This window comes from Acinetobacter sp. AR_0276 (genome assembly GCF_003000705.1).
Classification (GTDB): Bacteria; Pseudomonadota; Gammaproteobacteria; order Pseudomonadales; family Moraxellaceae; genus Acinetobacter; species Acinetobacter nosocomialis.
In genome coordinates this window covers 445,145-464,389 of the sequence record NZ_PSQO01000004.1, presented here as the reverse complement: position 1 = coordinate 464,389, position 19,245 = coordinate 445,145, and the positions used below count along the sequence as shown (strand labels likewise).

The 19,245-nt window shown below is 37.7% G+C and carries 19 protein-coding genes; 6 read left to right on the top strand and 13 right to left on the bottom strand.

Annotation, left to right across the window (positions count from 1 at the left end):
* Window positions 1-141: 141 nt before the first annotated feature.
* The 11 genes from CSB87_RS03045 to CSB87_RS02990 form a co-directional block, all read right to left on the bottom strand.
* Entirely contained in the window at window positions 142-345 is a 204-nt protein-coding gene (locus CSB87_RS03045; RefSeq protein ID WP_000758190.1) for a hypothetical protein, read from the bottom strand.
* A 355-nt stretch (window positions 346-700) separates the two neighbouring features.
* Window positions 701-1,432 carry a hydroxyacylglutathione hydrolase gene (gloB, locus tag CSB87_RS03040; protein WP_031952841.1) on the bottom strand — a complete coding sequence of 244 codons (732 nt, stop codon included), beginning with the start codon at window positions 1,430-1,432 and terminating at the stop codon, window positions 701-703.
* 162 nt (window positions 1,433-1,594) lie between these two features.
* The gene (locus tag CSB87_RS03035; protein ID WP_002049205.1) at window positions 1,595-2,290 is read right to left on the bottom strand and encodes a methionine ABC transporter permease; all 696 of its coding nucleotides are present in this window, start codon (window positions 2,288-2,290) and stop codon (window positions 1,595-1,597) included.
* On the bottom strand, window positions 2,287-3,312 hold the full coding sequence (locus tag CSB87_RS03030) for a methionine ABC transporter ATP-binding protein (RefSeq protein ID WP_002049347.1): 1,026 nt from the start codon (window positions 3,310-3,312) through the stop codon (window positions 2,287-2,289). Before CSB87_RS03030 ends, CSB87_RS03035 begins: the two co-directional genes overlap by 4 nt.
* Window positions 3,313-3,387: 75 nt before the next feature.
* A complete protein-coding gene (locus tag CSB87_RS03025) occupies window positions 3,388-4,260 on the bottom strand; it encodes a MetQ/NlpA family ABC transporter substrate-binding protein (RefSeq protein ID WP_017393565.1) in 873 nt (290 codons plus the stop codon).
* A 475-nt stretch (window positions 4,261-4,735) separates the two neighbouring features.
* Window positions 4,736-6,022, bottom strand: coding sequence for a phosphoribosylamine--glycine ligase (gene purD / locus CSB87_RS03015; RefSeq protein ID WP_031952837.1), 1,287 nt, complete (start codon window positions 6,020-6,022; stop codon window positions 4,736-4,738).
* A gap of 125 nt (window positions 6,023-6,147) precedes the next feature.
* On the bottom strand, window positions 6,148-7,722 hold the full coding sequence (gene purH, locus CSB87_RS03010; protein WP_004708032.1) for a bifunctional phosphoribosylaminoimidazolecarboxamide formyltransferase/IMP cyclohydrolase: 1,575 nt from the start codon (window positions 7,720-7,722) through the stop codon (window positions 6,148-6,150).
* An 88-nt stretch (window positions 7,723-7,810) separates the two neighbouring features.
* Window positions 7,811-8,080 (bottom strand): DNA-binding transcriptional regulator Fis, encoded by a 270-nt coding sequence (fis, locus tag CSB87_RS03005; RefSeq protein ID WP_001086304.1) that lies wholly within the window; start codon window positions 8,078-8,080, stop codon window positions 7,811-7,813.
* 376 nt (window positions 8,081-8,456) lie between these two features.
* Entirely contained in the window at window positions 8,457-9,299 is an 843-nt protein-coding gene (locus CSB87_RS03000; protein ID WP_002049309.1) for a zinc-ribbon and DUF3426 domain-containing protein, read from the bottom strand.
* A 13-nt stretch (window positions 9,300-9,312) separates the two neighbouring features.
* A complete protein-coding gene (prmA, locus tag CSB87_RS02995) occupies window positions 9,313-10,218 on the bottom strand; it encodes a 50S ribosomal protein L11 methyltransferase (protein ID WP_017393569.1) in 906 nt (301 codons plus the stop codon).
* Between the two features lie 155 nt (window positions 10,219-10,373).
* The gene (locus tag CSB87_RS02990) at window positions 10,374-10,676 is read right to left on the bottom strand and encodes a hypothetical protein (RefSeq protein WP_002049150.1); all 303 of its coding nucleotides are present in this window, start codon (window positions 10,674-10,676) and stop codon (window positions 10,374-10,376) included.
* Between the two features lie 232 nt (window positions 10,677-10,908).
* Between CSB87_RS02990 and mnmG the strand changes: the two genes are divergently transcribed.
* A complete protein-coding gene (gene mnmG / locus CSB87_RS02985) occupies window positions 10,909-12,789 on the top strand; it encodes a tRNA uridine-5-carboxymethylaminomethyl(34) synthesis enzyme MnmG (protein ID WP_031952836.1) in 1,881 nt (626 codons plus the stop codon).
* A gap of 198 nt (window positions 12,790-12,987) precedes the next feature.
* Window positions 12,988-13,137, top strand: coding sequence for a hypothetical protein (locus CSB87_RS19835; RefSeq protein ID WP_002049353.1), 150 nt, complete (start codon window positions 12,988-12,990; stop codon window positions 13,135-13,137).
* A 33-nt stretch (window positions 13,138-13,170) separates the two neighbouring features.
* On the opposite strand, the gene CSB87_RS19950 is transcribed toward CSB87_RS19835, so the two are convergent.
* Window positions 13,171-14,178: a helix-turn-helix transcriptional regulator gene (locus CSB87_RS19950; protein WP_002049181.1), complete on the bottom strand. Its 1,008-nt coding sequence runs from the start codon at window positions 14,176-14,178 to the stop codon at window positions 13,171-13,173.
* A gap of 225 nt (window positions 14,179-14,403) precedes the next feature.
* On the opposite strand from CSB87_RS19950, the gene CSB87_RS02975 reads away from it, so the two are divergent.
* The 4 genes from CSB87_RS02975 to CSB87_RS02960 are packed head-to-tail and all read left to right on the top strand — an operon-like array spanning window position 14,404 to window position 18,106.
* Window positions 14,404-15,954: a circularly permuted type 2 ATP-grasp protein gene (locus CSB87_RS02975; RefSeq protein WP_031952834.1), complete on the top strand. Its 1,551-nt coding sequence runs from the start codon at window positions 14,404-14,406 to the stop codon at window positions 15,952-15,954.
* Between the two features lie 22 nt (window positions 15,955-15,976).
* Window positions 15,977-16,573, top strand: a complete 597-nt coding sequence (locus CSB87_RS02970; RefSeq protein ID WP_002049176.1) for an alpha-E domain-containing protein — start codon at window positions 15,977-15,979, stop codon at window positions 16,571-16,573.
* A 2-nt stretch (window positions 16,574-16,575) separates the two neighbouring features.
* Window positions 16,576-17,355 (top strand): transglutaminase family protein, encoded by a 780-nt coding sequence (locus tag CSB87_RS02965; RefSeq protein WP_002049307.1) that lies wholly within the window; start codon window positions 16,576-16,578, stop codon window positions 17,353-17,355.
* A gap of 16 nt (window positions 17,356-17,371) precedes the next feature.
* Complete coding sequence (locus CSB87_RS02960) at window positions 17,372-18,106, top strand: proteasome-type protease (protein ID WP_002049189.1); 735 nt, start codon at window positions 17,372-17,374, stop codon at window positions 18,104-18,106.
* 57 nt (window positions 18,107-18,163) lie between these two features.
* Here the strand turns inward: CSB87_RS02960 and alr are convergent, their stop codons facing one another.
* Window positions 18,164-19,234: an alanine racemase gene (gene alr, locus CSB87_RS02955; protein ID WP_031952831.1), complete on the bottom strand. Its 1,071-nt coding sequence runs from the start codon at window positions 19,232-19,234 to the stop codon at window positions 18,164-18,166.
* Window positions 19,235-19,245: the final 11 nt, after the last annotated feature.

Sequence of the window (19,245 nt, the reverse complement as noted above, 5' to 3'; positions counted from 1 at the left end):
TAAAAAAACTATCTTCTATGTAAATGCTTAATTATGGCAGGTCAGTATAAAATTTCTCACAAACTCTCATATAGATCTACTTATGAAGTAGAACTTTTGAGGTGCCTATACTAAAAATAGTATACGCAAAACAGCTCAAGCTTACGCTTTTAAATGATCCTCAAATTCTTCACCTAATTGCATCGCTAAGGCATTGCCAGCCAAATCACAAGTGACTAAACCATACTCTTTTTTAAAACTGAAAGTGAAACCTTTTCCATCGGCAAGATTTTTAACCGAATATCCTAATTTTTCTAACCAAATACGGAACGCAATTAAATTTTTAGCTTTAACAACCTTTTTCACGTGAGAACTCCTTCTATCCGTGTCTTACACCTTATTTATTAATAGGGATTTACTAGGATTTTTTAAAGGGGGAAAACTTTGTTTTATTTTGCAACTTGTAAAAAAAGTAATAGAGATAAACCGATCTTCTTCATTTTATGAATTTATTCAGTTTTTGTGTAATCATTTTTATCACTAATAAAATTTAACTATTTAATTTTTATAATTATTTTAAAATATAAGAATTAGAGTAAATTTTAATCAAAACAAATTAATTTAAAATCAATAAATGTAAAAAATAATTTCACGAAACATGCCTTATTCAAAAAGATACAGTTCTTAAAATTAAACTGTATCTTTATATAAAGCCAAAAAATTAGAAATTATCTTTTAAACTACGTAATTGAGCGAACTCATCTACACTTTCAGCACGTAAAAATGGATTGGTTGCCAACTCAAGTTCAATACTACTTGGTAGGGTAATTTTACCTTCTTTGCGAAGTTTGCGGACTTGTTCTGCACGTTCTTGTAAGGCATGATTTTCAGGTTCTACGCTTAAAGCAAACTCAGCATTAGAAAGCGTATATTCATGTGTGCAATAGACTTTAGTTGTGGTTGGAAGGGCAGCAAGACGATTTAATGAGTGATACATCTGTTCTGCCGTACCTTCAAATAGTCGGCCACATCCCATTGCAAACAGAGTATCTCCACAAAAGAGCGCATTCAACTCTTCAATAAAATAAACAATGTGTCCTAAGGTATGACCAGGTGTCGCAATAATCTCTGCTTTTAAATCATTAAACTTTAGATGGTCATCATGTTGAAGAGGATGGGTAATACCAGGAATTTTACTTAATTCATCTCTTGGACCATATACAGCTAGAGTGGAATTTGCCATTAAATCTGCAACGCCACCAATATGATCTTTATGCCAATGTGTAAGCCAAATTTGCTTTAAAGTTAAATGATGCTCATCACAAAATTGAGTGACTAACTCAGCCTCTGTTGGATCAACTGCAACAGCTTCATGAGTTTCAGTATCTTCTAAAATCCAGATATAGTTTTGTAGGGCATTTTGCACATCAATAAAATGAATTCTATAACGCATTGTTTTTATCCTGAAACTAAATCCAAAGAGTAAATGATTAATCGCTAATTCTGATGATAACAGAAAATGCTATTAAGCCACGTACTCAACTGTTTGGTGACAGAAACTTCTAAAAACAAAAAAAGCTCCCGTTTAGGGAGCTTTGATTTGTATATAAATGATTTAACGTATCTTAGAGAGCCAGTTGCCCAAAGTCTGTACAATCTGTACTAAGAGCAAGAGGATAATCACTGTTAAAATTACGACGCTTGTATCAAAACGTTGATAACCATAAGAAATTGCTAAGTCACCAATACCACCAGCACCAACCGCACCAGCCATAGCAGTCGCGCCGATAAGGCTAATTGTAGCAGTTGTTAAGTTCAAAATAAGAGAACTGCGAGCTTCAGGTAAAATAAAGCGTGAAATAATCTGCCAAGGTGTTGCACCCATTGCTTGAGCAGATTCGATAATTCCTTCATTTACTTCAAGTAGGGAAGTTTCAATGAGCCGTCCCATATATGGTCCAACATAAATTGTTAAAGGAACGATTGCTGCCCAAGTACCAATTGATGTACCTACCAAGAACTTGGTGAGAGGAATAACTGCAATAAGCAAAATAATAAATGGGAGCGAACGCAGAGCATTCACAATTGGGTTGAGTAAATGATAAATGAATTTATTTGGCAAGATACCTTCTGGGCGAGTTACAAGCAGGATAATCCCTTGAATGAAGCCCCAAATACCACCAAATAAAAGCGCAAAGAACACCATGTGAAAGGTTTCTTGTAACGCAGTTACGAACTGGTCCATAGAAAGAGAGCTATGCCAGAAAGGTTGAGTCAGTTGAGTTAACCACTGTACGATTAAATCTCTCATACTTGATCTCCTGACTGAACTACACTTACTTCATTTTTCTCTAAAAATTCGATCGCTTGACGAATCAACTGTGGATCACCTAAAAGCTGTACAAACATTTGACCAATCACTGTGCCATTAATTTCAGTCATATTGGCAAACAAGATATTTAAACTAATATCAAATTGTTTAATAAGTGACTGAATCACAGGTTCTTGAGCGGAACGGCCTAAAAATTGTAAGCAGTAGATACTATGGTGATGCTGATTTTCTAGTTGATTTAGAATATTAACTGGCAACTGCTGATGTAAAACAGTTTGTATAAAGTTTTTAGTCGTTGGATGCTGAGGATTGCTAAAGATATCAATAGTTGAGCCTTGCTCAATCACTTTACCAGCTTCCATAACAGCAACATGGTCACAAATGGATTCAATTACATCCATTTCATGAGTAACCATGACGATGGTAATTTTCTGTTCTTGATTGATTTTCTTTAAAAGCTCTAGAACAGATTGAGTAGTTTGAGGATCTAGGGCAGATGTGGCTTCATCACATAATAAAATTTTAGGATGGTTTGCTAAAGCACGCGCAATACCGACACGTTGCTTTTGACCGCCAGACAACTCATCTGGATAAGCATCTTTTTTATGCTTAAGATCAATAAAATCTAATAACTCATTTAAGCGCTTTTCTCGTTCTGCCTTTTTGTAATTTAGCAGACGCATTGGCATTTCAATATTTTCAGCAACGGTTTTGGTTTGAAGCAAATTAAAATGCTGAAAAATCATACCAATATTTGCACGCTCCTGACGTAATGAACGCGCATCCAAAGCAGTGAAGTCCTTTTGATTAATGATAACCTGACCTTCGTTTGGTCGTTCAAGTAAATTAATCAGGCGAATTAAGGTACTTTTACCTGCACCACTATAGCCAATAATGCCGAAAATACTGCCCTCTGGAATCTCTAAATTGATTTGATCAAGTGCGCGTATGGTTTGGCTTTTGAGCTGATAGTGCTTTGAAATGTTTTTAAATTGAATCATATCGTCAGAAACTATGCTTGAAAGAAAAAACAGGCAAAGAGAATTTGCCTGTTTCACGTTGGGGCTATTATATTACTATTTAGCTTCTGAGAGATAGCTGATTGGTTGATCTACGTCAACTTTTGTTCCACCAAAGTGCTCTTCAACGTATTTTTTAACAGCTGGAGTGTGGTAAAGCTTACCAACTTTTTGCAGAACAGGATCATTTTTACGTGATTCAGCAGTTGCTAAAACGTTAACATTGAGTTTTGTACTTTGGTCAACAGGTTCAAAGAAAATAGAATCTTTGAGGACGTTTAAACCACCTTCCATTGCTAGGGTGTTACCTAATGCAACGGCATCAACTTCGTCTTTAAGACGCATTGCAGTAGCCATTTGAATTGGTTTGATATCGATCTTTTTAGGATTTTCGATAACATCAATTGGACTACCTTGAGCAGGGTTAAAGTCAGCTTTAAGTTTGATTAAGCCAGCAGTTTGTAATAGAAGTAAAGCACGGGCTTCGTTGGCAGCATCATTTGGGATTGCAATAATTGCACCTTCTGGAAGCTCTTCAACTTTTTTGTATTTACTTGAATAAATACCCATTGGCTCAAGATAAGTGGTAGAAACTGCCGCAATCTTATCTGGGTTTGAGTTGTTAAATGCAACAAGATAAGAATAAGACTGGAACGCGTTCAAATCTACTTCTTTATTTGCAATCGCTGTATTCATTGAAACGTAGTCTGTGAAGTTTTTTACTTCTAACTTCAAACCAGCAGCTTGAGTTTCAGGTAGAGTTGCAATATAACGCCAAATATCAGCATCCGAACCTGTAGAGGCAATTACTACCTTTTGTACTTTAGAACTATCATTGTTTTGTTCGGATTGTGGAGTACTTTCTTGTTTACCACATGCTGTCAATAATACTACTGACATACTTAAAAAAAGACTGATCAGCTTTTTCATTTAAAAAAGTCCTGATTGAGAAGATACAGAACAATATTTATTGCTCTATATCCACATGAAAAGGGAGGAGTTGGAATTACAACTAGTCTAAACTCTGTTATCTTTTTCTGGGGTTCCATAATTTGCTTGCATACTTTGGCTATTCCAAAGGGTAATTGTTTAATAAACAAAAACTGTTTCCCCAAACAGTTAATCCCCAACGGTAGCCAAACGAGCGTTCATAAATCTAGAACATTAAAAAACTCTCTACAGGCATAATTTGTAGAGCAAGTCTCTATGGAAATTATTAAAACAGCAGTGTTTGTTGACAGTCACAACGTTGCGCTAATGATAACAATAAAAATGTGATTGATATAGAGGACTTTTTTCTATTTGTTGATATCTTAAGAAATCTCATAAAAATTTATGTATTTTTCTTATAGTAGGTACGAAATGAAAAACTCCCTAATTAGGGAGTCTTTTCATTTTTTAACTTTTACTCAGCTTTTTCACGAGCAATAGCACGGTAACCGATGTCGCTGCGGTATTGCATACCTGTGAAGGTCACTTGTCCACAAACTTCTAAAGCATTAATTTGTGCTTCAAGAACGCTGTCACCTAGAGCAGTTACGCAAAGCACACGTCCGCCAGAAGTCACAATGTGGCCATCTTCACGAGTAGCAGTACCTGCATGGAAGATTTTAGTATCTTCTGGTGATTGACCAATACCTGAAATCACATCGCCTTTACGCACGCTGTCTGGGTAGCCTTCTGCTGCAAGTACAATACCGATTGACTTACGCTCATCCCACTCTGCTTCCCTTGGTAAGTTACCCGCGATACCTGCTTCAACCAAATCAACAAGAGATGACTTTAAACGCATCATGATTGGTTGAGTTTCAGGATCACCGAAACGGCAGTTAAATTCGATTACGCGTGGTTGACCTTGTTCATCAATCATTAAACCAGCATATAAGAAACCAGTGTAAACATGACCGTCAGCAGCCATACCATCAACAGTTGGACGCATAATTTCAGTCATCACACGTTCAAATACGTCTGGAGTTACAACTGGAGCAGGAGAGTAGGCACCCATACCGCCAGTGTTTGGTCCTTGGTCGCCTTCAAAAATACGTTTGTGATCTTGTGAAGTTGCCATTGGTAAAATATTTTTACCATCAATCATACAAATGAAAGAGGCTTCTTCACCAGCGAGGAATTGTTCAATTACGACACGTGAACCTGCATCACCAAATTTGTTGCCTGCAAGCATGTCATCAATTGCTGCAAAAGCTTCTTCGTTGGTCATTGCAACGATGACACCTTTACCTGCCGCTAGACCGTCAGCTTTAATTACAATTGGTGCGCCATTTTTTTCAACGTAAGCTTTCGCTGCATCAACTTCAGTAAATACTTCGTAAAAAGCAGTTGGAATGTTATGGCGTTTTAAAAAATGTTTAGCAAACGCTTTTGAGCCTTCAAGCTGCGCTGCATATTGAGTAGGACCCCAAATTTTTAAACCAGCTTCACGTGCAGCATCTACTACACCATTTACTAATGGTGCTTCTGGACCAACAACAATCAGCTCAACATTATTTTCTTTAGCAAAAGCAATAATTGCAGGGTTGTCCAAAATATCAAGTTGGACGTTAACGCATTTTGCTTCTGTTGCCGTTCCGGCATTACCAGGCGCAACAAAAACTTGAGTAACTTTGGTATCTTGCGCGATTTTCCATGCTAAAGCATGCTCACGACCACCACTACCTAAAACTAAAATATTCATTTTTAATTTGTTCCTTAACTTTAATCCTTTTTCATCCCCCTCTATTTCTCGAAGTGGAGAGATAGTTCCATTATTGTGGAAAACCCTCCTGAATAAAAGGAGGGTTAGGGAGGACTAAATTTAAATTAGTGGCGGAAATGGCGCATACCAGTGAAGACCATTGCAATACCAGCTTCATCAGCTGCCGCAATGACTTCTTCATCACGCATAGAACCACCCGGTTGAATGATACATTTAATGCCAGCTTTAGCTGCATTATCAATACCGTCACGGAACGGGAAGAATGCATCAGATGCCATAACAGCGCCTTCAACAACTAAACCAGCATGCTCTGCTTTAATTGCAGCAATACGCGCTGAGTTAACACGGCTCATTTGACCCGCGCCTACACCAATAGTTTGACGATTTTTTGCATAAACAATAGCGTTTGATTTTACATATTTCGCAACTTTCCACGCGAAAATAAGGTCATCAATTTCTTGTTCAGTAGGAGCACGTTTAGTAACTACTTTAAGATCATCTTTAGTGATCATGCCCAAGTCTTGGTCTTGAACAAGTAAGCCACCGTTAACGCGTTTATAGTCAAGTTGCGGAGCACGTGCATCAATTGCAGGTAATTCGCCACATACTAAAACACGAACATTTTTCTTCGCACCAGTTACCTCAAGTACGCCATCAGCAATGCTTGGAGCAATAATAACTTCGACGAATTGACGGTCAACAATTGCTTGAGCAGTTGCAACATCTAACTCACGGTTAAATGCAATAATGCCACCGAAAGCAGATTCTGGATCTGTTGCATAAGCTAAATCATAAGCAGCTTTAATACCGTCTAAAGAAACCGCAACACCACAAGGGTTAGCATGTTTTACGATTACACAAGCTGGTTTAGCAAATGATTTAACACATTCAAGTGCAGCATCTGTGTCAGCAATATTGTTATAAGACAATTCTTTGCCTTGTAATTGTTTTGCTGTAGAAACAGAAGCTTCTTTTGCGTTTGCTTCAACATAGAAAGCAGCAGATTGATGTGGGTTTTCACCGTAACGTAAATCTTGTGCTTTATTTAATTGAGTGTTGAACGTACGAGGGAATAAATCAGCTTCACCTTCGGTCTTACCAACGCGAGCACCTAAGTAAGAAGCGATCATACCGTCGTATTGAGCTGTATGTTCAAATGCTTTAACCGCTAAATCGAAGCGTGTTTCATAAGAAAGTGAACCTGTAGCTTTTAATTCGCTAATCACTGTATCGTAATCTGAAGCATTTACAACAATACCTACAGAGGCATGGTTCTTAGCAGCAGCACGTACCATTGTCGGACCACCGATGTCGATATTTTCGATAGCATCAGCAAGAGAGCAGTTAGGTTTAGCAACTGTAGCTGCAAATGGATAAAGGTTGACAACAACTAGATCGATTGGATCAATGTTGTGTTCTTGCATAACTGCTTCGTCTAGACCACGACGAGCTAAAATACCGCCATGAATTTTTGGATGTAGTGTTTTTACACGACCATCCATCATTTCTGGGAAACCAGTATGTTCAGATACTTCAACAACAGCAATGTTATTATCTTTAAGCAACTTGTATGTGCCGCCTGTAGATAATAATTCTACCCCTAAAGCTGCAAGGTTTTGAGCAAATTCGACAATTCCTGTTTTGTCTGATACAGAAATCAAAGCACGTTTAATAGTCATGATGTTCAAGTCAACAATTTCAAGTCTACGGATTAAAACCAATTAGAAGCATAAAAAAATGCCCACGACGTCGTGAGCATTTTATCATTTATTCACTCATTAAACCGTGAGCTTTTAACTTTTTGCGTAAAGTGCCGCGGTTTAGTCCAAGAATCTCTGCGGCACGTGTTTGGTTGCCACGAGTATATTCAAGAACTACAGATAAAAGAGGTTTCTCCATTTCTGCTAGCACCATGTCATATACCTGAGATGGTTGCTCACCTTGCAATTGTGCAAAATAATGACGAACTGCGCGATCCACGTGGATGCGAAGAGCAACATCAGATTGTGCAGTAAAAATAGGAGATTTGCTATTCATGCGAGTTAATCCGAAAATCAAATACTAGCTTGGGTAAAGTAGTATGTAAATGTGGTCTAAAAATACGGAGTCCTGTTTTAGATCCTAAAACAGTGACTCTAAAACATAAGAACAATTAGCTTGCCATAAATCTTCGTATTGAGTAAAAAATAAGCGTAACAATAGTTAAATATTTGTTACAGCCCCCTCAAAAACAAAAAAAGTTAGGCTATGCGCTTAATTTAGAAAAGCACACATGCTTAACAGTATATTTTTTGAATTGAGAGCGAGGAGTATATGAGTCAAAGCTTTCGTGGCGCGTATCATACCATTGTCTAGGAAAAAGTGAGCAAATTAACTGCATTTTTTTTTATTTTTTTTTCACTTTTTTTACAAATTAGGGGTGGACAATTTCTAATCGATAATTTACTAGGCTTTTTTTGCTTTTATTTAAATCAAATTGAAATTTAAACGGTGTATTAGTTGGGATACGTTGAATGCCTCGTAAATTTTCAACCAAGTATTGTTGAGGAGTAAAAATGATCTCTTCTTGATTGCCTTCTTGACCAAAACTTAATTTTAGGTTTGGTAACTCAATACTTTTATTATTTTGATTGACTAGAACGCCAGAAAATCGAGTATGTTCTATATCTATTCTACGTAGCTTTACCTTTTCTATATAAAGAAGTTGATATTGTTCAGCTGACTTACTGCAGTGCAGTATTTGACAGACATAATTAAATGCATGGCTAATAGCAGGGCTTTGCTGCATAAGTTTTGGGTTGAACCAGAGAATCTGAAAAGTAAAAACTAAAATCAGAATCAGATTCGCAGAACTCCAAAGTGTATAGTACAACCAGCTATGCTTTTTACCATTATCCTGTTCGGGTGAAGTTGCTTGTTCAGCTAAGTTGAGGTTGGGAAGAGCATTGATGGGCTCATTGTGGAAGTAATTTAAATTATTTAAATATGTTAAAAGATCAATATTAGAGTTTTCAACTTTCTGATCAAAGATATCTAACACATGAGAATGAGTCATATATCGTGTTTGAATCGAGCCGTCAGCTAAAACAGATGAGTTTGTTGCTTCTGGGAGCTCAATGTTAACCAAGTTGGTAAGAGCATTAAAATTTAAATTACATTTAGGGCAACAAACCATACCCTGAGCAACAGTTAACTGGGTAAGAGAAACTTTATAAACTGTTAAACACTTAGGGCAGCGGGTTTGTTTTTCATTCATGAGTTAAATAATCTCAATTTATTGTTTTACGTTTTCCTGAAATGCGGCACCAGTTTTCTTCGCGCTTTTCGACATCTAATATATCAAAAAATTCAGAATAAACACCTGAAACATCAGCTACTTGCTCTTCAATTACACCAGCAAGTGCGAAATCACCATCAGATTTAAGTAATTTTGCAAACTCTGGTGCAAGTGCCATGAGCGGTCCTGCTAAAATATTTGCAACTAAAACGTCTGCCTGTTGAGGTTTGAATTCTTGATCGAACTCTTCAGGAAGACCCACATATAGGCGGTCTAAAACCCCATTGAGTTCTGCATTTTGTTTTGTCGCAAGAACAGCTTGAGGATCAATATCTGTCGCATAGACTTTTTTAGCACCTAATAATAAAGCTGCAACGCCTAAAATGCCCGAACCACAACCATAATCAATAACGATTTTATCTTTTACATCGGTTTTACCTAACCATTGTAAACATAAGAATGTACTTGCATGGTTACCTGTACCAAAAGCAAGTCCTGGATCAAGTTTAATATTAGTCGCATCTGCTTCTGGTGGTTCTAACCACTCAGGTACGATCCAGAATTTTTCCCCAATTTGAATCGGTTCATAATAATCCATCCATGCACGTTCCCAAACTTGGTCTTCAAGTTCTTCATGACGCATAGGTACATCTGGAAGTTGAGCTTTTAAGAAAGCTTCTAAAGTGTCAACATCAATTGGGTCTTGTTCGTCTTGTTGATAAATACCTGTAACAATAACTTTATTCCATAAAGGTGTTTCGCCTGGTAATGGTTCAAGCAAAGCCTGATCTTCAGCATCATCCAGCGTTACGCTTACCGCACCTAGAGACATTAAAAGTGTTTCTGTGAATTCAACTTGTTCTTGATCAACGGTAATGTGTATTTGTAACCACTTCACGAAAAGGACCTAAAAATTTTATTTAAAGGTGTATTGTAGCCGACTAGAATGGTTTAAAAAAGAAAACGGCCCATCTTTAATGGACCGCTTTTTGAAAATTTCGCTGTGTTATAGAAAAATTAAAACTTTTTTCTATACCTTAGGTTCAAACTATATTAGGGAGCAGGGGCCTTAAATTGTAGTTTGCCATTTTCGTTTGGTTGGCAAGTACCATTGAAGGTTGCACCATTATGGCTATAAGAAACCCAATCACCCTGACGTTTTTTAGCACAAGCTCTCAGTTCTTTTTGCGTTACTGATGTACCTGACTCTGCAGCATGCTTGCTTGTTTTAGCAGTATGACTCGATTTAGTAGTATGAGTCGATTTGGCATTATGATTAGTCGCAGCGTGGGTCAACGTTACGCCTGAAAAACAAAGGAGAGATGCAGTTAAGATTTTTAACATGGTCGTTTTCATTTTGTGTTCCTTCTCGTTGCGTTAATTTTAAAGTCGTAGAAGTGCTGTACGTTTTTTATTCTAGAATGAAAAATTTTTAAAAACATTCACTTTGTATTGAATTCCTGAAACAAAATGTCAAAACATGTGGTGTAGCGTAAATCATGTGATGACAATTTTGTAATTATGTACATCAATAAGCAGATAATTTTGCTATAATGTTCCGTCTTTTTTTTCTGGTGTTTTTGTACTCATGCACTATCCTAAAGTTTATGATGTTATCGTTATCGGTGGCGGTCACGCAGGTACGGAAGCGGCACTTGCTGCGGCGCGTATGGGACGACAGACTTTGCTTTTGACCCATAACATTGAGACTTTGGGTCAGATGAGCTGTAACCCAGCAATTGGCGGTATTGGTAAATCACACTTAGTACGTGAAATTGATGCACTTGGTGGTGCAATGGCATTAGCTGCCGATAAAGGCGGTATTCAATTCCGTATTTTAAACTCGCGTAAAGGTGCCGCAGTGCGTGCAACACGTGCTCAGGCAGACCGTGTTCGTTATAAAGCTGCTATTCGCGAGACATTAGAAAACCAAGCAAATCTTGATATTTTCCAACAAGCGGCCGATGACCTGATTGTGGAAGGCGATACCGTTAAGGGTGTTGTGACCCAAATGGGTATTCGCTTCGACGCAAAAACTGTTGTGTTGACTACAGGTACATTCTTGGGTGGTGTTATTCACGTTGGTTTAGAGAAATCAAGCGGCGGTCGTGCTGGTGATCCTCCTTCTATTGCTCTTGCTCAGCGTCTTCGTGAGTTGAAATTACCGGTAGGCCGTTTAAAAACAGGTACACCTCCACGTATTGATGCACGTTCAGTTGATTTTTCTGTTATGACACCACAACCAGGCGACTTCCCGTCTCCGGTAATGTCGTTCATGGGCGATGTGTCTATGCACCCAGAACAAGTGAACTGCTATATCACGCATACTAACGAAAAAACTCATGACATTATTCGTGGTGGCTTAGACCGTTCACCAATGTATACCGGTGTCATTGAAGGGGTAGGTCCACGTTACTGTCCTTCAATTGAAGATAAGATTCATCGTTTCTCTGATAAAGATTCGCATCAGGTATTTTTAGAGCCAGAAGGCCTAGATACACACGAGCTTTATCCAAATGGGATTTCGACTTCATTACCATTTGATGTTCAGTTTGAACTTGTGCGCTCGATTCGCGGTATGGAAAATGCCCATATCTTACGTCCGGGTTATGCAATCGAATATGACTATTTCAACCCGCAAGCTTTGAAATTTACCCTAGAAACCAAAGCAATTAACGGCTTGTATTTTGCTGGTCAAATTAATGGTACTACCGGTTATGAAGAAGCTGGTGCCCAAGGTTTACTTGCAGGTCTAAATGCTGCTCGCCGTGCGTGGGAGCAAGAAGAATGGACACCGAAACGTGACCAAGCTTATATGGGTGTATTGGTTGACGATTTGATTACCTTGGGTACGAAAGAACCATACCGCATGTTCACTTCACGTGCGGAATATCGTTTGATGTTGCGTGAAGATAATGCCGATCAACGTTTAACAACTATTGGTCGTGAGCTTGGTTTAGTTGATGATGTTCGTTGGGCTGCTTATTGTGAAAAAATGGAAGCAGTTGAACGTGAAACATCTCGACTACAGCATTTGTGGGCAGCGCCTAATAACCCAATGGGTAAAAAGTTTGTCGAAATGACTGGTGCTGACTTGAGTAAAGAATGTAGTGCGATTGATTTACTCAAACGTCCTAATATTAGTTTTGCTCAAATCGCAGAACTTACGGGTTCAGAAGTTTCAGAACAAGTGGGTGAGCAAATCGAGATCGCGGTTAAATATGAAGGTTATATTAACCGTCAGCATGAAGATGTAGCTCAGTTAAAGCGTCTTGAAGAAACCAAGATTCCTGCCGATTTTGATTATGATGTTGTTTCAGGTTTATCTCGTGAAATTACTCAGAAGTTAAAAACTGTGCGTCCAGAAACATTGGCTCAAGCAAGTCGTATTCCTGGTGTTACCCCAGCTGCTGTTCAACTTGTAATGATCACGATTCGTAAAAATAACATGATCAAAAAAACAGCTTAATCATTTAAGTCATTAAAAAAGCCCAGTTAAGACTGGGCTTTTTATTTTCTTATCAAAAAATATATGGAAACTTCCTAAGGAAGAAAATAGATTTCACTTCCTTTTTTTCTTATTTCACATGTTTTAAAACGAACGTTATATTGAATTCACGTTCAAACAAGAGGGCTTTAAACATGACAATGAAATCAATTCGCTATAATGGATATGATTTGGCATGCCAATGCTCATGTTCAACATAGCGCAAAAGAAGAAGCAGATCATTTTGGTGGAGGAGAACAGAATGATCTGAAAATAAATAAAACTATAAATACCAATATAAAATTAAGAAAATTATTATTCAAAATCTAAAGAGAACCTGACGGTTCTCTTTTTTATATCTAGTCATTTGTTATCAGGTTCAATTTCTCGTACTGCATTGTGTACTTGAACTGGTTCAATATGGAGCAACTTTTTACCAAAACTTCGTAACCACCAGACGAGTTGAGATGTAAAAGGAACAGTCGCCGTAACTTCGACAATGTTTTCTTCAATTGGAGTAATTGTCTGATCTTTACTTAACTGACTTTCATAAAAAGTTTTGGCAGTTTGTTCAGTCATGGTTAAGGTGAGCTGTATCAATTCAGTAGGTTGATTGTAGTCTACCCTGAAACCTAAAGCACCCGAGTCAATATAGTGATCAATATCAAAATTAACGGGGTGGAGCGCACGACTTTCTAAAACCTTAGCGGATTTGAAGCGGTGTAGGGCAAAGGTTTGTACTTCGGTTTTATCATGGCGGGTGCAAATTAAATAAATAACAGCACCTTTTTGGACCAATGCAAGCGGATTTAAAATATAAGTTTTATCTTCGCCTTGATTTACACGGGCTTGATAAACACACTCAATTTGTTTGTCTTGCAGTAAGCCTTCGTAAATTGCTTGTTGAGCAGCACGGTCGACTACAGGTGGAATCAGTGGTTGGCTTGCTGGCACAATACGGACACGATTAATCCATTGTCTTACATTATTTTGTGTAGACAGACTACGTTTTGCTAAGTCAAACCAAGGACCCATCTCATCAAGTAGACTTGGTGGGAGCAAATGTTTGAGATGTTCTTCAACCATCATAAAGGTTACTGCTTGGGAGCTTGTCATATGCGGTAAGCTTTGAATTGGTGCATCTGATTGCCATCGCCAGCCTTGAGGCACAGCTTTATTACTTTCAATTGGAAAACGCTGAGCAATTTGATTTAAATCACGCTGAATTGTCCTTAAACTGATTTCGATACCTTCACGCTCAAGCATTTCTTGCAATTCTCGAGTCCCGATCCATTTACCGGTAGGAAGGCGAGATAGAATCTGCCACTGGCGATATAAACTATTTGAAGTTTCTTTTTCTATTACAGACATAAGCGTAATACATCTATATCCAATTGCTTTGGTGTCAACACAATAAAAAAACTTTACACATTTAGCAAGTTTGTCAGATTCGGTTTATGGCACCTTTTACAATCAATGCTAAAATTTAAAAGAAAGTTATAACAACGAAAGCCAATAAGCATTATAGATATATAAGTGGCACTGAAATTGCTTATTTAAAAATGAAATATAGATAAATGATAAGACGAGGTTGCTATGTCAGAACAAGAGAAAGACCTACAAGCCGATATTGATTATTTTTTACAAGAGCAGGCGACCACCGCATTACTTAACCAGACTTCGTTTATGGACAATCTTTCGGTACAAACGAACTTATTTGAACAGTTAAAATCGCAGTTTTTTAACGAAATGCTAGACGATGTGACATCTAACGGTGCTGCTTCTAAAAAAATTGAGCAATGGTTGAGCATTCGAACTTTAGATGAGCTTAAGCAGTTAAATGCGGAGGCCAAACAACATTTTCTCTATCACGGTATTACATTTAATGTTTACGGTGATAAAGAAGGTGCAGAGCGAACCATTCCCTTTGATTTAATCCCGAGAGTAATTGAAAAAAAACAGTGGGAGAAAATAGCAGCTGGATGTGCACAGCGAGTTAAAGCTTTAAACTATTTTTTAGATGATATTTATCATGGACAACATATTTTAAAGGAACAGTTAATTCCAGAAAATCATATTATTTGTCATGAGGCTTTTCAGCCACACATGCTCAAGCACAAGCTTAAAGGTAAAATTTATTCTCAAATTAGCGGTATAGATATTATACGAGATGGCGAAGGTGAATTTTTTGTACTAGAAGATAATTTAAGAACACCTTCTGGCGTCTCTTATATGATTGAATGTAGAAATATTAGTCAGCAACTCATGCCTGAACTTTGTGCTGCTAATAATTTGCAAGGCATTGAACATTACCCAAGCTTATTAAAAGAAATACTTCAAGAAAACTCAGAGGTTGATTGTCCTTTTATCGTAGTTTTAACACCAGGGCGTTTTAATAGTGCTTATTACGAACATGCCTTTTTGGCTCGTGAAATGGATGTGCCACTGGTTACTAACCGAGATTTATTTGTGGAAAATGATCAAGTTTTTGTAAAAACAATTCGTGGACGTCAAAAGGTTGATGTGATTTATCGTCGGTTAGATGATGATTTTTTAGATCCGCTTGCCTTTAGACCTGATAGTGCCCTAGGGGTAGCAGGTCTTATGTCCGCTTATTTACAAAAAAATGTAGTGATTGCAAATGCACCTGGTACTGGTGTAGCCGATGATAAATCGATTTATCCGTATGTTGATCAGATGATTCAATATTATTTAGGTGAAATACCAATTCTGAAGAATGTCCCTACTTATCAATGCCGAGAAAAAGAACATTTAGACTATGTATTGTCTCATCTAGATCAATTAGTGATTAAGGAAGCTCAAGGGTCTGGTGGTTATGGCATGTTAATTGGTCCTAAGGCGAGCTCATGTGAAATTGATGAATTTAGAAAAAAATTGATTGCTACACCGCATGAATATATTGCACAGCCAACATTAGCTTTATCTGTTGCACCGACTTTAACGACATCAGGAGTGGCTGAGCGCCACATCGACTTACGTCCGTTTGTATTGAGTTCCCCATATCGCACTGAAATTGTACCGGGAGGCTTAACACGAGTGGCCATGCAAGCAGGATCTTTAGTCGTAAATTCCTCCCAAGGAGGAGGCATTAAAGATACATGGGTCGTTGAAACGCTACATTCCTAATAGTCGGTTAAAGAGGAAATTTATGGTTTTACTCAATTCGAGTGCACACCACATTTATTGGTTGGGCCGTTATTTAATGCGGATTAAATTTGCTGTATCACATTTACCATTTACCGATGATGAAAAAGCAACTCAATTTGCAGCGGCATTTGGACTGGTCATTGAGCAAGCAGAATTACTGAACTGCTATATGTTGGATACGAAACAAACATATTCATTACTGAACCAGTTCATGATTGCTAAAGATAATATTCAAGAATTAAGAGGGATACTATCTTCTAGCGCTTATGCCGAACTGAATCATGCGATTAAGTCACTTCAAGCTCATCCTGATTCATTAAATAAAGCTTTAGCTCAATGTAATCAAATACTTGATTCTGAAAATGAAGATATAGCCTTATTTCTGAATTTAGGTAAGAAAGTAGAGCAATTGGATATACAACTACGTTTTCAGCAAGACCTTACGGGACTTTTACAGGAGCTAGAAAAATTGCTTCAACAGCTGAATGACTTAGGATGGGAGAAGCTAAATCAATCTTGGCAATTATTAAAAGATCATCCGTCTTGGGATGCTTATTATAATTTTACTCAGCAGCTGGAATATATGTTCGAGGCATGATTATGAAATTGATGATTAATCATCAAACGCATTATAAATATACTGAAACTGCTAAAAACAGTATTCAGTATATTAAGATGATGCCTCAAACATCGCTGCATCAACATGTTGTGAATTGGGCAATCAGTGTGCCAGGTGATAAGACACTCAAAAGAGATATTTTTAATAATATTTGGTTAACCGCTACGCAGCGTTATGAATACCAACATCTTACTTTTATGGCGCAGGGTATTGTTGAGCTTTTAAATACAGAGATAGGTGGAGTAGATGTACCTATACCATCAAAAATATTTCTTCAAAGTACAGCGGCCACTCAATATGATTCTGAAATGTTGGATTTTGCCCAGAAAATTGTAACCGTCAAAGATCGACAACACATTGCTTTGCTCAGTGAAAATATTCTGCAAAAGATGCCATATCAACCAGATAGTACATCTGTTCATACGACTGCCACGCAAGCCTTTCATGCAGCTCAAGGAGTATGTCAAGATCATGCACATGTTTTAATCGCCATGTGTCGTGCGTTACAATTACCAGCACGTTATGTCTCTGGTTATTTATTTGATCAAAATTATCCGCACCTTGCCAGTCACGCTTGGGCGGAGGTATTTTTAGATAATCAGTGGTATTGTTTTGATGTAAGCAATCAATTGTTTACGCCAAAGCATCATATTTATCTCGCAGTTGGACGGGACTATCTTGATGTTGCCCCAATTAGAGGTGTGCGAGAACAGGGTGGTATTGAAAATATGATGTCTGTGGTTCAAGTGTTGGCTTGTTGAATGTAAAGAGAACGAAATGACCTATTGTTGTGCGCTGAGATTAGAACAGGGTTTGGTGTTTATAAGTGACACTCGAACTAATGCAGGGGTCGATCATATTTCTGTATTTCGTAAGCTTCATACTTTCGGTGTAACGGGAGAGCGTTTTATTGCCTTGCAAACAGCAGGTAATTTAGCAACGACACAAGCGGTTATCGGGCATTTGCAAAATGCGCTTACTTTGCAGCAAGAGCCTAATTTATATAGTATTAACACAATGTTTGAAGTGGCTGATTTAGTCGGTAAAACTTTAAAAAATGTTTTAGAAGATATTAGCTCAGATACTCAAGAACAAATGAATTATGCTTGTAGTATTTTGGTGGGTGGACAAATTAAAGGCGGTGATATGCAGCTTTATAATGTTTATCCGCAAGGTAATTTTATTTGTGCTACAACCGACACGCCTTACTTTCAAATTGGTGAAAGTAAATATGGTAAGCCTATTTTAGATCGTGCTTTATATTATGCAATGCCGTTAGATGATGCTCTACGCTGCAGTTTAATCTCGTTTGACTCAACACTGCGCTCTAATGTGTCGGTAGGTTTACCATTAGATGCCTTGGTCTATAGCAGAGATAGTTTTGTGATTCCTATGGGTAAACGAATTAGTGAAGACGATCCGTATTTTTCACAAATTAGTCGTCAGTGGTCGGATACTTTACGTCGTGGTTTACAGGAAATGCCTAAACCTACAGATGATTATTGGCGTTAAAAGGTATTTCAAATAAAAAAATCCAAGCAAGCTTGGATTTTTTTATTTACTAAATTATTAAGTACTTTGGCGGACTGGACGAGTGCTTAAGCGGCAAAGTAATTCATAACCAATTGTGCCGTTAGCTTCAGCAACGTCATCAACTAAACGATGATTACCCCAAAGTTCAACTTGGGTACCAAGTTTTACCTGAGTATTTGTGACATCAATCGCTATCATATCCATACTTACACGTCCTACAACTGGACAAAGTTTGCCATCAATAGCGACAAAGTTTTGCTTAACATAAGCTCTTGGATAACCATCACCATAGCCAATAGAAACTATGGCAATATCCGTAGCCTGTTGGGCACAAAAAGTTGAACCATAACCCACATGTTCACCAGCTTGAATATGGTTTAACGCGATAACTTCTGCTGTGAAAGTCATGACAGGTTTTAAATCTAGCTCATGTACCGTTTTATCCGCAAAAGGTGAAGCACCGTAGAGCATAATACCTGGTCGTACATAGTCAAAATTCAGTTCTGGCCATTTAAAAATAGCAGCTGAATTACAGCAAGATGCTAAAACTGGTTCACAAGCTTGTTTTACTTGCAAAAATTGCTGTTTTTGTTGTTCATTTAAAGGATGGTCTACATCTGCATTGGCAAAATGCATAGCAAGTACACAGGTAAATCCTTCAGATTTTAAAGTTTTAATGATTTCAATAATTTCTAGGTTTTTAAAACCTAAACGGTTCATACCGCTATTTAATTTAACCCATACTTTTAAGCCTTGGGCAATGTATGCTTGTTTGTGTTTAATTAACCATTCAAACTGTTGTTGATGATGAATAACACATTCAAATTTTTGCTCAATTGCGACGGGCATTTCATCTTCAGAAAATACGCCTTCAATTAAAGTAACTGGTTGTTCGAAACCAAGTTCACGGATTTCTAATCCCTCTTGTAGGCAGGCGACACCAAAGGCATCTGAGGCATTTAAAGCTGCTAAACAGTCTTTGACTCCATGTCCGTAAGCATTGGCTTTTACCATACTTACGATTTTTGAATTTGCTGCGAGTTGTTTGACACGGTTTAAATTATATTGAAGCGCTTGGCGATCAATATAAACTGTTGCTTGACGCACCCTCATTTACT

What these genes read in the sequence shown, in the direction of transcription:
- gloB (WP_031952841.1), bottom strand. Translation starts at nt 1,432, where the DNA reads ATGCGTTATAGAATTCATTTTATTGATGTGCAAAATGCCCTACAAAAC.
- CSB87_RS03035 (WP_002049205.1), bottom strand. Translation starts at nt 2,290, where the DNA reads ATGAGAGATTTAATCGTACAGTGGTTAACTCAACTGACTCAACCTTTC.
- CSB87_RS03030 (WP_002049347.1), bottom strand. Translation starts at nt 3,312, where the DNA reads ATGATTCAATTTAAAAACATTTCAAAGCACTATCAGCTCAAAAGCCAA.
- CSB87_RS03025 (WP_017393565.1), bottom strand. Translation starts at nt 4,260, where the DNA reads ATGAAAAAGCTGATCAGTCTTTTTTTAAGTATGTCAGTAGTATTATTG.
- purD (WP_031952837.1), bottom strand. Translation starts at nt 6,022, where the DNA reads ATGAATATTTTAGTTTTAGGTAGTGGTGGTCGTGAGCATGCTTTAGCA.
- purH (WP_004708032.1), bottom strand. Translation starts at nt 7,722, where the DNA reads ATGACTATTAAACGTGCTTTGATTTCTGTATCAGACAAAACAGGAATT.
- fis (WP_001086304.1), bottom strand. Translation starts at nt 8,080, where the DNA reads ATGAATAGCAAATCTCCTATTTTTACTGCACAATCTGATGTTGCTCTT.
- CSB87_RS03000 (WP_002049309.1), bottom strand. Translation starts at nt 9,299, where the DNA reads ATGAATGAAAAACAAACCCGCTGCCCTAAGTGTTTAACAGTTTATAAA.
- CSB87_RS02990 (WP_002049150.1), bottom strand. Translation starts at nt 10,676, where the DNA reads ATGAAAACGACCATGTTAAAAATCTTAACTGCATCTCTCCTTTGTTTT.
- mnmG (WP_031952836.1), top strand. Translation starts at nt 10,909, where the DNA reads ATGCACTATCCTAAAGTTTATGATGTTATCGTTATCGGTGGCGGTCAC.
- CSB87_RS19835 (WP_002049353.1), top strand. Translation starts at nt 12,988, where the DNA reads ATGGATATGATTTGGCATGCCAATGCTCATGTTCAACATAGCGCAAAA.
- CSB87_RS19950 (WP_002049181.1), bottom strand. Translation starts at nt 14,178, where the DNA reads ATGTCTGTAATAGAAAAAGAAACTTCAAATAGTTTATATCGCCAGTGG.
- CSB87_RS02975 (WP_031952834.1), top strand. Translation starts at nt 14,404, where the DNA reads ATGTCAGAACAAGAGAAAGACCTACAAGCCGATATTGATTATTTTTTA.
- CSB87_RS02970 (WP_002049176.1), top strand. Translation starts at nt 15,977, where the DNA reads ATGGTTTTACTCAATTCGAGTGCACACCACATTTATTGGTTGGGCCGT.
- CSB87_RS02965 (WP_002049307.1), top strand. Translation starts at nt 16,576, where the DNA reads ATGAAATTGATGATTAATCATCAAACGCATTATAAATATACTGAAACT.
- CSB87_RS02960 (WP_002049189.1), top strand. Translation starts at nt 17,372, where the DNA reads ATGACCTATTGTTGTGCGCTGAGATTAGAACAGGGTTTGGTGTTTATA.